This is a genomic window from Pseudomonas sp. 910_23, assembly GCF_052850795.1.
Genome location: NZ_VXCZ01000018.1, coordinates 66558 through 78931 on the forward strand (window position 1 = coordinate 66558; position 12374 = coordinate 78931).

A 12374-nucleotide genomic window follows, 5' to 3' on the forward strand; every position below is an offset into this window, starting at 1 on the left:
TCCCGCACACGGCCGCCATAAAGCACAAACACAGACATAAAAAAAAGCGTCTGCTGATTGTTTGACGACGCTACGTGCGTCTCGGTGACGGGTTTCCAGGCCCGGTCGCTGATGGGCAGCGACGGGGGGAGGTTAACGCGATGTTCTCTAGGCTGCAACACGTAATCTGTCGCACAGGTTTAGCCTGATACTTGGTCTTAAATAGAGGTCAGTATTTGATATCGAACAATGCTGCGAAACGTATGTTTAGCTGATGTCTGCTTCAACTACATAGGCTTGGACTAGTTTTTTATACTCCCTGCAGTTAGTGTCAACCTTATACGCATGAGTATCGCAAATATAAGTCCTGCTGATTAACTTTAACTTAGCTCCGCTTGCAAATAATACTTCCTTTTCATGGGCATGAGCCACATCTGCTCCATAGATATATGCTTTCGTTGAGGGGGATGCAGCGCGTAGAACTATGAAGTCCATACGGCCCGCATCATAAACTTTGCCCCTCCATTCGGCACTGCGTCGCGCTATTTGAGGACAGAAAGTGGTAGAAAGCGGGCGGTCGGTAGTGAACTGGTCATGCTCTGTTGGCCAACATCCTCCGTGAATGAGAGTTTGGCCATCGGCTAGGAAAATTCCATGCAATGAAATTTCTAATTCAACATCATCAATATTGTAGCTTGGATAGCTAGACTTGTAGTCGTTCAAAGCTGGAGGCGTTGATTTTGGCATCAGACTTCGCAAATGTTTCATTGCGGCGCTCTCTGAAAGCGCATTGTCAATAAAATCCTCTAAACGGTTGTCTGTTAAATGCTCCGCCATATGTTCAGCCGCCTGGTATGCAGAGGTAATTGTTTTCAATAACTTTTCTTTAATTGGTCCGCCGAAGTGGCCGTGCTGCGTTAAATGGGCAATCTGTTCCTCCTGTGTGCGCTCACGTGTTGCCCATCTTTCGAAGGGCGGCGAGAAGACATCAATAACGTCAGGTGCTGTATGGTTTATGCTATTCACTTTTAGTCCTTTATTTGCAGTGCTTGATTTTAAGGCGCTGCTTCCTTTGTTTATATCGTTAAGTCACTTTTTGACTGAAAAGTAAACGGTGACTCTGCTGCTTCTGTGATGTGCTTAATGTGCAGGGTGGGATTCTACTTTATTGAGTTGTAATGGTTTATGCATTGCGTAATTCGATCAAGTAAAATCTTAAAACCGGAGAATTCAATGGAGCCTTTTTTTTGTAGAACGATTTTCTTTGAGAAAATTTCTTTACCAAAATGTTTTGACTTGTCGAAGTCTTTATCAGAGCTGAATGTTTTTCCTTCAAAGGGTTCGTCTCTTGTGGCTTGAGTAAATAAATCCTCAATTGCTGAGTGTTTTCCTGTGGTTGGAAGTGGGGTTAGAACTATGTAAAGATTTTCAATTAAATATATAAAGTCTGCGCTTCTATAATTGTCTTTGCTTGGCGGTTTGGGATGTGGGGTGGCAGGGACCTTTTTATTGGTTAGAATCTTATTGATTTCATCAAAGCCGCCGTCGTTGTCTAGTACTATTATTACAGGGTGAGCAGGTTTGGGGGCGTTGTAAAATTTATGATTTTCTGCAAACTTTATAATGAAGTCTTTTAGGTATGACGTCCCTCCATATAGTTCTAGTAGGAAGCGAGTGCGCGCTGTGTAGCGAAATAACGAAATAAGTAATTGATATGGAGACGTTGCAGACTGGGCTTTGGCTAGTTGTGGGTAAGACGCTGCAAGCCGGCTAATTGCAGATTTCAAATAGATATTGTCCGTCTTTCCTTCGCATATGATAGTGGCTTTATCATTGCCGTAGAAATGTTGAAAGTAAAGGAAGCGACTAAATGTTCTTTCTCTGCCGCTCAGCAATTTTCGTGTGTTCTTGCCATGTTCGCTAAGTGCGTATTCGGGATTCAATGGTGGTTTTTGACGCAGTCGATTGTAAAAGTCGACGTGGTCGATAAAATTTAGTCGGCCTGCTAGCTGATTGATGTTTCCATTCTCTAGTTTGCCGTCTATTATTTCTACAAAGGATCCGCTCTTAAAAAGTAGATGACATTGCGATTTTACAGTTCGCCAGTACTCATATTTTACGTTTGGCTTTTTATTTACGATCAGTCCGGTAACATCTTGACGAGAGTCTTTATGTTGGATTCGTGTTTTTTTCAGGTTTAGTTTAAAGCCGGCTCTTTGGATTTCTGAGCTGAGCAGATGTCCAACACTATAAACGCCCTCAGTTTCTTTCATGATTTGTTCAGGAAAGAGCTTTTCCCTTGTGGAAAAAGTGATGTCGTCCGCGTACCTAGTGTATGTGCATGAAAGGGTTTTGGCTAAAGCAGATAATCTAATATCTAATATGTGAGTGATTAAGTTTGTAATCACTGGCGAACATGGGCTTCCTTGTGGAAGTTTGTTATCGTGACAAGCGATTTGTGCAATTACCGTTGCTACGTCTGGATTGAGGCGGAAATGGTTATTTGAAATGAAAAAGCCTCTTACGCGGCCAAAGTTGAAACAATCGAAAAAGTCCTTCAGATCTACGTTCAGAACATTTTTTCTATTTAAGTGCATCATGGCGTTGGTAATTATTGAGCGCTTCCGTACAAAGCCATGTGAGAGTGTGGGCGTAAATGTATCTTCAAGGAATTTTATTTTCTTGTGGTCTGGGCTTCTATCTTTTTTCGTAATTACAAATTTTGTTTTTGCCGCTGTTGCAGGTTTTGATTTGTTGATTTCGTCAATACAGTCTAACAAGAGCTTTGAGAGGGCTGTTTGTATTATTTTAAGCCGTTCATGCGGGGCATTGATTGTACGAGTTCCCCCGCTTTTTTTGGGTATCGTAAAGCTGGAATATTGAGTGTCAGTTTTAAGAACATACAGTACATATGTAAGCGTCGAGGCCTTTACGCCTAAAATTGACGCAAGTTCTGGCTTTGATCGTACAGCTCGGAGAGCGTCAATTTTTCTCATGGTATGAACTATGCTAAGGAAAAAGAGAGGCTTATGGGCACTCCTATGCAAACTGGAGGGACCGTCAAGTAGCGACAAGTCTCAGAGGGCAGCCCATTCGGACATTGTTTTCACTGATCGCGATCCGCGATCCAAAAATCTGCCCATAAGCCGACGCGAAAGCTAGCAAAGTGGCATCATGTCTGCAAGTGAGAAATCAATGAGCTTCGCTCCCTGAGCCAAGTATCGTGTTACCGAGGTTTCAATAATTTGTGCTGACGCAGTGAGGTATCACCGCTAGGAGTGATGAAATTTTGTTTGATCGATATCGAATGAGAGGGCTTGCGCGCGTGAATTGCAAAGTGTGTGGAGAAAAGGGCCGGATCGCTTCCGGAGAAAAAGGGGACGGAAATCCCGGACAGCTCAAACCGAAACCCCGCTCAACTCCCCCCCCAACCCCAAAAAACAAAAAAGCCCCAGATCTCCCGACCTGAGGCTCTTCCATTCCACATCTGGTGCACCCGGCGGGATTCGAACCCACGACCCCTGCCTTCGGAGGGCAGTACTCTATCCAGCTGAGCTACGGATGCTTGTGCGGGCGACATCATACCCATGTCGACCTGATGCGTCCATTCCGGCATTTCCCCCGCCCCCTGTCGTCCATTTCCGACAAAAAATGGCTAATCGCCACCCTCATTCACAACTCCCCGCGCCGCACGTCCCTTTGTTTGCTTTGCTCTTGTGGCTTTACACCGCTTCCACGCCGCAATTCCCCAGGTGAACGCATGCATTCCAAAGGAACCGTGATGCTCGATCTCCCGCTCAGACAAACCCTGCTGGCTCGCTCCGATTTGTTTCGAGGTATGCCGGAGCACCTCTTGCGCTACGTTGCCACCCATATGGTGGAGCGCACGCTGGATGATCGTGAGCTGTTGTATTTCAAGGACGACACCCTCGAATTCATTGCACTGGTGGTGGAGGGCCGGATTTATTCGGTGGTGCATGGGCCGGATGGTCGAGAGCAGATCATCGGCAGCACTGGGGCCGGGCAGGTGGTGGGGGAGACGGCGTTGATCAAGGATCATGGGCGCGAGTCTTCCACCTTTGCCAGTGGCCCTACGCGCTTGTTGCAGTTGGGTAGCCGGCATTTTGGTGTGCTGTTTGAGGAACCGGCGTTTCTGCGGCGTTTGTTGATGTTGATGATGCTGCGTTTGCTGCACGCCATCGAGTTGCTGGAGTTGGTGTGCCTGCATCGGCTGGAGTCGCGGTTGGCGCGGTTTTTGTTGGCCAATCTGGGCGAGATCGACCTGGCGCTGGCCTTGCCCAGTGTGTCGCTGCCCGCCAGCCAGGGGGTGTTGGCGTCGATGCTGAATACCAGTCGCCCCAAGCTTAATGTGCAGCTGCAAGTGTGGCGTCGCAATGGCGTGATCAGCGGCAATCTGGAGCGCATGGTGATCAACGATGTTGAGCAGTTGCGGCGCAAGGCTTTTGCGCTGAATTAGTTGCCGCAGTGTTCCCCAGGTAACAGCGTACCCCCGTCGAGCCCTCGCAGACTGGCCCTTCATCAAGGATGCACAGGAGTGCTGGCGATGGGGATGACTGTTGAGTTCAAGGATCAATGGGCCGCCGATGACCGTTTGTTCGAAGCGAGTTGGCGCGCTGTGCAGGGCGAGCTAAAGCGCCGGGCGTTGCGGCGGGCCAAGGGCAATCTGGATCAGGGCCAGGAGTGGCTGTCGGCCACGGCGATCAAGGCCCTGTTGTTTTTTCGGCGTTCGCCGGAGCGCATTCGTGACCCTGAGGGGTTTCTGTTTCTGGTGCTCGATCATGTGTTTCTCGACAGCTTGCGGCGCAGCAAGCGCGAGGGGCGGCTGTTCGATGATTCGGTGGATCTTGAACACGATCACTTGGCCGCGCTCGCCGCGCCCTGCGCTTCGGTGCTGGAGCGGGTGGAATGTTATGAGCGCCTGGAGCAGATCGAGGCGCACGTCGCACGGTTACCGCTGTTGCAGCAGCGTTTGTTCGAGATGCGTTTTGTCGACGACCTGCCTTACCCGCAAATCGCTGCCGCGCTGCACGTGAAGCTACCGCTGGTGCGCAAGCGTGTGCAACTGCTGCGCAGTGCTTTGCGCTGAAGGTGATTCACAGACGTTGGCGTGGGGCGTTCTAGTGATATGAGCGCAGCACGCCGCCGCTATCCACACCCAAACCTGGGTGAATGCCATCAAGGAGAGATGTATGACAGAGGTCAACAGCCAGATCACCGACGCGGTCACTCAAACCAACGTCAAGGTGGTGGCCGAGGCGCCGGCCCAGGCCATCGCGTCGCTGTACCAGGTGGCCAGCAGCGCGGCGGGCCTGTCGTTGCAGAACGCGGTCAACAGCCAGCAGGCGATGAATCAGATTTCCAACGCGGTGATCTCCAAGGCCGTGGCGCTGATCATGCAGATTGGCGAGAAGGGCTGAGGCCTCGGGAGATTGATTATGTCGTGGTTCAGCAGAAAGAAACCCGCCGCCTCCCAAGCAACGCCCGCCGCCGATCCACCTGCGCCAGCGCCCGCTGCACCGGCCTCGCGCTCGATCATGGCGCGCATGAACGAGCACCTGCTCAACCAAGTGAGCACGCCGTCGCCCGACAGCACGGCGGCGCTCAATAGCCAGATCGTGCAGGCGGTGCAGTTCACCAACGCGCAGAACTTTGCCTATGCCCCGGCGCAGATCGCGGTGCCGGCCGACATGATGATCAGCCAGGCGGCCGGGCTGGTGGCGCAGGCGGCGGCGGGGTACTTCGACGGGGTCAGCAAGATCGCGTTGGCGGCCCAGGCCGTGCTGCTCCAGCAAATGACCGAGAACATCGTCAACGACAACCTGCCAGGCGCTGCCGAAGACGCCTTGGGCGCCTTGGCCACCGACCTGCTGGTGGGCGCCGCTGCCGCCGTGGCCGCCGCCGCCGGAGCCATGGAAGCCGAAGCCGCCAGCGTGGCCATCGACAAGATCGACCAGAGCATCGCCAAGTACGCGAGCACCCTGGCCAACCGGGCCGCGCCAGCGGCCTGAACCCAGCACAGCGCTCCAGCGTTCGGCTGGAGCGGTGCAACAGCAACTTGAAAGCAACTTTTCTTGAGTGAGGAGCGACATCATGCAGCCTGGAGATATTATTTTTTCTGTCAAACAAGATGACGACAGCGCTACGCGGGCGTTTATCAAAGCCGGTCAACTGGTCAAGGCCAAGGTGTTCTCGCAGGACACGACCTACCTGAATGTGGTGCATCCGGCGATTGCGGTAAGCGACACGATGGTGATCGAAAGTGTCGGCAGTGGCCTGGCCCTGACCGACCTGAGCCTGGAAAAACCGCCGCGCTCGGCGATGGTGTTTTCCTGCGTGGATACCGAACTGGGCGAGGCGGCGACGGTAGCTGCCAAGCAGTTCTATTTCGACAAGATCGGCGGTGATATCCGGGGCCGCTATAGCGTGTGGAACGCGATGATCTCAGCCTTTCGGCGCTGGACTTCCGATACCAGCCTGGTGACGCGGATCAACGAGTCCATCGACATCGGCAGCGGGTCCTTTTGTTCGCAGTTCGCGGCCAACTGCTATGAAGTCGGCAACCTCTACAACGAGGCCAATCTGCTGCCGCCTCCGCCTGCCATTTTCCCCAACCAGCCTAGCGCCATAACGCCTGCGGAGTTGGCGACCTTCTGTGATTCCTCGCCGCACTTTTACTTTGCAGGGTTCTGGCAGGACAACGTTGAGGTGCGGCTTTAGCGGCGCTGTTGCCGTCCAGCCAGTGCCGCAGGAGGTTCACATGCAGCCACCGGTTCTATCCAGCGCTGATCGCCAGCGGCTTGAGGCGATGCTGCGCAGCCCGCAGATGTTCGAGGGTGCGCCGCGAGCCATCGTTGACGAAAGCCTCAAGCGCGCGGTGCAGGTGCTTGAACAATCGAAGACCAACGAGCAGGCCATTCGCCAGGCCGCCCAGCAGAGCGAGGCGGCGGTACGCCAAGCGCTGAATGGCGCGCCCGATCAAAGCGTCGAGCAGTTGGATCTCAAGCGTGAGGTGAACAAGGAGATCCAGCAGTTGATCGCACGGATCGAGGCCGCCCTGGCCGGACCTGCGAAATCCTGAAGCCACAGGTTTCACAGCCCTTGTTTGGCAACGTTCATTGATGAACACGGAATGCACCGTGTACTAAATAAGGAAATTGATCATGGCATTTGTTAACGAGCAAATTACCGACGCGGTCACCCAGACCAACGTCAAAGTGGTGGCCGAATCGCCAGCGATGGCGATGAGCACCATCTATCAATCCATGGCGCAGGCCACGGCGATTCTGTTCCAGAACGCCGTGTCGGCCCAACAGCAGCAAAACACCCTGGCCCAGGCGGCCACCAACCAGGGCGTGATGCAGATCTACAGCGTCGATACCACCGCAGGTGCGGCGGCCACCGAGAAAGTCGCCCAAGGCGGCGTGTCGGATAACCTCACCAGCCTGTTGACCGTGCTCAAGTCTTTCCAGCCTTAAGCACTGAGCGATAACGGATGTTGTTCTTTCTCAACCCAGGAGTTTCAACCATGAGTACAGTCAGCCCGCAAATCACCGATGCCGTCACCCAGACCAACGTCAAGGTGGTTGCCGAATCACCCGCGATGGCCATGAGCACCATCTACCAATCCATGGGCCAGGCCACGGCGATCCTGTTCCAGAACTCGGTCTCGGCCCAACAGCAACAAAACACCCTGGCCCAGGCGGCCACCAACCAGGGCGTGATGCAGATCTACAGTGTCGACACCACCGCTGGCGCCGCGGCCACCGAAAAAGTCGCCCAGGGGGGCGTGGCCGACAACTTGACCAGCCTGCTGGCCGTGCTCAAGTCGTTCCAACCTTAAGCTGCGAGGTCCCCAACGGCCCCGGCGCCCACAAGGCTCCGGGGCTGTTGTCGTGTGTGCGCTTGATCTGAAAGATGAGCCGGATGCGCCATATTCGTTCTTTTTTTCGAACATCCTATTGCCCTGTACCCCCATTGATCCTAGGATTCGTTTGAGATTTCAAACGCTCTGTCTCCCGTGCGCACTTTCATTTCTTCTGCGCGCTGGGGCTGATTTCCCTGACGGCAGCCCACAAGGCGCCTTTCAACAACTCTAATTCGCTCCGCGTGCGCGCGGTGCTGTTAAGGAAAGCCGACATGCAGCTCAAAGATACCCAATTGTTCCGCCAGCAAGCCTTTATCGATGGCGCTTGGGTCGATGCGGACAACGGTCAGACCATCAAGGTCAACAACCCGGCCACGGGCGAGATTCTCGGCACCGTGCCGAAGATGGGCGCCGCGGAAACCCGCCGTGCCATCGAAGCCGCCGACAAGGCGCTGCCGGCCTGGCGTGCACTCACCGCCAAGGAGCGCGCCAACAAGCTGCGCCGCTGGTTTGAACTGTTGATCGAAAACCAGGACGACCTCGGCCGCCTGATGACCCTCGAACAAGGCAAACCACTGGCCGAAGCCAAGGGCGAAATCGTCTACGCCGCGTCCTTTATCGAGTGGTTCGCCGAAGAAGCCAAGCGCATCTACGGTGACGTGATCCCCGGCCACCAGCCCGATAAGCGCCTGATCGTGATCAAGCAGCCTATCGGCGTGACCGCAGCCATCACCCCGTGGAACTTCCCTGCGGCGATGATCACCCGCAAAGCCGGCCCGGCCCTGGCCGCCGGCTGCACCATGGTGATCAAGCCGGCCTCGCAAACGCCGTTCTCGGCCCTGGCCCTGGTTGAGCTGGCGCACCGCGCCGGTATCCCCAAAGGCGTGCTCAGCGTGGTCACCGGCAGCGCCGGCGATATCGGCGGCGAGCTGACCAGCAACCCGATCGTGCGTAAATTGTCCTTCACCGGCTCGACCGAAATTGGTCGCCAGTTGATGGCCGAATGCGCCAAGGACATCAAGAAAGTCTCCCTGGAGCTGGGCGGTAACGCGCCGTTCATCGTGTTCGACGACGCCGACCTGGATAAGGCCGTCGAAGGCGCGATCATCTCCAAGTACCGCAACAACGGCCAGACCTGCGTGTGCGCCAACCGCCTGTACATTCAGGATTCGGTGTACGACGCCTTCGCTGAAAAGCTCAAGGTGGCGGTGACCAAATTGAAGATCGGTAACGGTCTGGAAGAAGGCACCACCACGGGCCCGCTGATCGACGAAAAAGCCGTGGCCAAGGTTCAGGAACATATCGCGGATGCCCTGAGCAAAGGCGCCACGCTGCTGGCCGGTGGCAAGGCGATGGAAGGCAACTTCTTTGAGCCGACCATCCTCACCAACGTCTCCAAAGACGCCGCCGTGGCCAAGGAAGAAACCTTCGGCCCGCTGGCGCCGCTGTTCCGCTTCAAAGATGAAGCCGACGTGATCGCGATGGCCAACGACACCGAGTTCGGCCTGGCCTCTTACTTCTACGCCCGTGACCTGGGCCGTGTGTTCCGTGTGGCCGAGGCCCTGGAGTACGGTATGGTCGGCGTCAACACCGGGTTGATCTCCAACGAAGTGGCACCGTTCGGCGGCATCAAGGCGTCGGGCCTGGGCCGTGAAGGCTCCAAGTACGGGATCGAGGATTACCTGGAAATCAAATACCTCTGCCTGGGTATCTAAGGCGCGGGATTGCAGTAAACGCAGAGGGCACGAGAGCGCTGTCCCTTTGCGTGTTTCACATCGTAATTCGTAGTGGCCGGGAAAGCTGGGGCAGTCGATCATCGAATGCTGCCGTAGTTGCCTCCCCGCCACGCATGCCTTGGACCACGCCACCCGATGAGTGGCGAATGAGGACTTTATGAGCAAGACCAACGCTTCCCTGATGAAACGCCGCGAAGCCGCTGTACCGCGCGGTGTTGGCCAGATTCACCCGATCTTCGCCGACTCGGCGAAGAACGCCACCGTGACCGACGTTGAAGGTCGCGAGTTCATCGACTTCGCCGGCGGTATCGCCGTGCTGAACACCGGCCACGTGCACCCGAAGATCATCGCGGCCGTGACCGAGCAGTTGAACAAGCTGACCCACACCTGCTTCCAGGTATTGGCCTACGAGCCCTACGTCGAAGTGTGCGAAAAAGTCGCCGCCAAGGTGCCGGGTGATTTCGCCAAGAAAACCCTGTTGGTCACCACCGGTTCCGAAGCGGTCGAAAACGCGGTGAAGATCGCCCGCGCCGCCACGGGCCGTGCTGGTGTGATCGCCTTCACTGGCGCTTACCACGGCCGCACCATGATGACCCTCGGCCTGACCGGTAAGGTCGTGCCTTACTCGGCCGGCATGGGCCTGATGCCAGGTGGCGTGTTCCGTGCGCTGTACCCGAACGAACTGCACGGTGTGAGCGTCGATGACTCGATCGCCAGCATCGAACGCATCTTCAAGAACGATGCCGAGCCACGTGATATCGCTGCAATCATCATCGAACCGGTACAGGGCGAAGGCGGTTTCTACGTCGCGCCGAAAGCCTTCATGCAGCGCCTGCGCGAACTGTGCGACAAGCACGGCATCCTGCTGATCGCCGACGAAGTGCAAACCGGTGCCGGGCGTACCGGTACCTTCTTCGCCATGGAACAGATGGGCGTTGCCGCCGACCTGACCACCTTCGCCAAATCCATCGCTGGCGGCTTCCCACTGGCCGGTGTGTGCGGCAAGGCCGAATACATGGACGCCATCGCCCCAGGCGGCCTGGGCGGTACCTATGCCGGTAGCCCGATTGCCTGTGCGGCAGCCCTTGCGGTGATGGAAGTGTTCGAAGAAGAGCACCTGCTGGACCGCTGCAAGGCTGTCGGCGAGCGCCTGGTGACCGGCCTCAAGGCCATCCAGGCCAAGTACCCGGTGATCGGCGAAGTGCGTGCCCTGGGCGCGATGATCGCGGTCGAGCTGTTCGAAGACGGCGACACCCACAAGCCAAACGCTGCCGCCGTTGCCTCCGTGGTGGCCAAGGCGCGTGACAAGGGCTTGATCCTGCTGTCCTGTGGTACTTACGGCAACGTGTTGCGCGTACTGGTGCCGCTGACCTCGCCGGACGAGCAGTTGGACAAGGGCCTGGCGATTATCGAAGAGTGTTTCTCCGAACTCTGACACGCCCCGCTCCTACGAAAAGCAAAAAAACCGCTTCGGCGGTTTTTTTGTGCCTGCTTCATTTTACGCACGCGGTGGCATTGTCTAAGGTGCAAGCATTGCCGATGGAGCGTGCTGGATGACTGCTGTTGATTTACCTGCTGTACCCCGAGTGTTGATTGCCGAGGCGGACCCCTGGTCGCGGGACCTGCTCAAGCAAGTGTTGTTGAATGTGCGTTGTGATGCGCGGCTGGATGTGTGCGCCGATGGTGAGCACGCTGCTGCGCTGTTGCGTGAGAAAAGCTATGACCTGATCCTGGCGGATTGGGAGCTTGCAGGCGTCGATGGCCTGAGCCTGCTGCGCAGTGTGCGCCAGCAGCGCCGCTCCCCCGCATTGCCATTTATTCTGCTGAGCAGTCGCAACGACAGCGCCAGCGTACGCGAAGCCTTGCCCCTGGCGCCCACGGCCTACCTGACCCGCCCGCTGAACATGGAGAGCCTGACCCAGCGCCTGCAAGACCTGCTGCTTAACGAAGGCGAAAGCGTGTATTGCGAGATCCCGGCGCTGGCACCGGGAATGACCTTGCCGGCATTCCTGGAGCAGCGCCGAGAGGTCTGCGATGGCGCACCGTTGCGCGTGGACGTGAAAGCGGCGGTGCATCGCAGCCTGGGCCCCGAGGGCGTGGACCTGCAGCAGCTTGAAGATCAGGTGCGCATGGACCCGCAAATCACCGCTGTGCTGATCGCCGCCGCCAACAGTGCCGGGTATCACGGCACGCCGGTGCAGACTCTGCACGCGGCCCTGAACAAGCTGGTCCCCGGGCAAAGCATGAACCTCATCCTGGGCCTTGCGCTCAAGCACAACGTGGTGCTGGGTGACCCTGGGCTGGTGGCCTACGCCGAGCGGCACTGGCAGTTGTCCGAGGACAGCGCCGAGTACGCCCGGCGCCTGGCACGCATGTTGGAACTGGATCACCAGCGCTGCTACAGCGCCTGCATCCTGCATCGGTTGGGCGACCTGGCCTTGTTGCGCTGCCTGGAAGACTGGCGTCAGGGTGGCGGCGCCCTGGATGACGAAGCGATCGGCGAATCCCTCGACAGCTTCGGCGCCGCCTACGGTTCGGCGTTGCGCACGCGTTGGCGCTTGCCGCTGGAGTTGCGCCAATTGATCGCGGCCACCTATTCACTGGAAGGCGGTGTGTATTCACGCGAAGCCTTGGTGGTGAACCTGGCGACGCAGATGGCGCGGTTGACCGAGCACGAAGGGCTGCAAGAGCTGGCCGGCAGCAAGACCGCACGGCTGCTCAAGGTGGGCTTGTCCGAACTGACGCGAGTACGCAAAACCTGAAACACACACCGA

At 56.4% G+C, this 12374-nt stretch carries 13 protein-coding genes and 1 tRNA gene; 11 read left to right on the forward strand and 3 right to left on the reverse strand.

Annotated elements, in window-relative coordinates; genetic code table 11:
• Positions 1-246 precede the first annotated feature (246 nt).
• From FW800_RS20615 to FW800_RS20625, 3 genes are all read right to left on the reverse strand, one after another.
• Entirely contained in the window at positions 247-1005 is a 759-nt protein-coding gene (locus FW800_RS20615) for a hypothetical protein (RefSeq protein ID WP_446438355.1), read from the reverse strand.
• A 134-nt stretch (positions 1006-1139) separates the two neighbouring features.
• Positions 1140-2975: a retron Ec67 family RNA-directed DNA polymerase/endonuclease gene (locus FW800_RS20620; RefSeq protein WP_446438356.1), complete on the reverse strand. Its 1836-nt coding sequence runs from the start codon at positions 2973-2975 to the stop codon at positions 1140-1142.
• Between the two features lie 492 nt (positions 2976-3467).
• A tRNA-Arg gene (locus FW800_RS20625) sits at positions 3468-3544 on the reverse strand.
• A 195-nt stretch (positions 3545-3739) separates the two neighbouring features.
• On the opposite strand from FW800_RS20625, the gene FW800_RS20630 reads away from it, so the two are divergent.
• The 11 genes from FW800_RS20630 (at position 3740) to FW800_RS20680 (ending at position 12362) form a co-directional block, all read left to right on the forward strand.
• Entirely contained in the window at positions 3740-4456 is a 717-nt protein-coding gene (locus FW800_RS20630; protein ID WP_446438357.1) for a Crp/Fnr family transcriptional regulator, read from the forward strand.
• Positions 4457-4543: 87 nt separating this feature from the next.
• Positions 4544-5086: an RNA polymerase sigma factor gene (locus FW800_RS20635; RefSeq protein WP_446438358.1), complete on the forward strand. Its 543-nt coding sequence runs from the start codon at positions 4544-4546 to the stop codon at positions 5084-5086.
• A gap of 103 nt (positions 5087-5189) precedes the next feature.
• Positions 5190-5417, forward strand: a complete 228-nt coding sequence (locus FW800_RS20640; protein WP_003187543.1) for a RebB family R body protein — start codon at positions 5190-5192, stop codon at positions 5415-5417.
• 18 nt (positions 5418-5435) lie between these two features.
• Complete coding sequence (locus FW800_RS20645; RefSeq protein WP_223018025.1) at positions 5436-6008, forward strand: hypothetical protein; 573 nt, start codon at positions 5436-5438, stop codon at positions 6006-6008.
• Between the two features lie 82 nt (positions 6009-6090).
• Positions 6091-6717: a hypothetical protein gene (locus tag FW800_RS20650; protein ID WP_003187547.1), complete on the forward strand. Its 627-nt coding sequence runs from the start codon at positions 6091-6093 to the stop codon at positions 6715-6717.
• Positions 6718-6757: 40 nt separating this feature from the next.
• Positions 6758-7078, forward strand: coding sequence for a hypothetical protein (locus FW800_RS20655; RefSeq protein WP_032878470.1), 321 nt, complete (start codon positions 6758-6760; stop codon positions 7076-7078).
• Positions 7079-7160: 82 nt separating this feature from the next.
• Positions 7161-7475, forward strand: coding sequence for a RebB family R body protein (locus FW800_RS20660; RefSeq protein WP_005783676.1), 315 nt, complete (start codon positions 7161-7163; stop codon positions 7473-7475).
• Positions 7476-7525: 50 nt separating this feature from the next.
• Positions 7526-7840 carry a RebB family R body protein gene (locus FW800_RS20665; RefSeq protein WP_003187551.1) on the forward strand — a complete coding sequence of 105 codons (315 nt, stop codon included), beginning with the start codon at positions 7526-7528 and terminating at the stop codon, positions 7838-7840.
• Positions 7841-8136: 296 nt separating this feature from the next.
• On the forward strand, positions 8137-9579 hold the full coding sequence (gene gabD / locus FW800_RS20670) for an NADP-dependent succinate-semialdehyde dehydrogenase (protein WP_032878469.1): 1443 nt from the start codon (positions 8137-8139) through the stop codon (positions 9577-9579).
• A gap of 178 nt (positions 9580-9757) precedes the next feature.
• On the forward strand, positions 9758-11035 hold the full coding sequence (gene gabT, locus FW800_RS20675) for a 4-aminobutyrate--2-oxoglutarate transaminase (protein WP_005783681.1): 1278 nt from the start codon (positions 9758-9760) through the stop codon (positions 11033-11035).
• A gap of 118 nt (positions 11036-11153) precedes the next feature.
• Positions 11154-12362, forward strand: coding sequence for an HDOD domain-containing protein (locus FW800_RS20680; RefSeq protein ID WP_122734837.1), 1209 nt, complete (start codon positions 11154-11156; stop codon positions 12360-12362).
• The last annotated feature ends 12 nt before the right edge of the window (positions 12363-12374 follow it).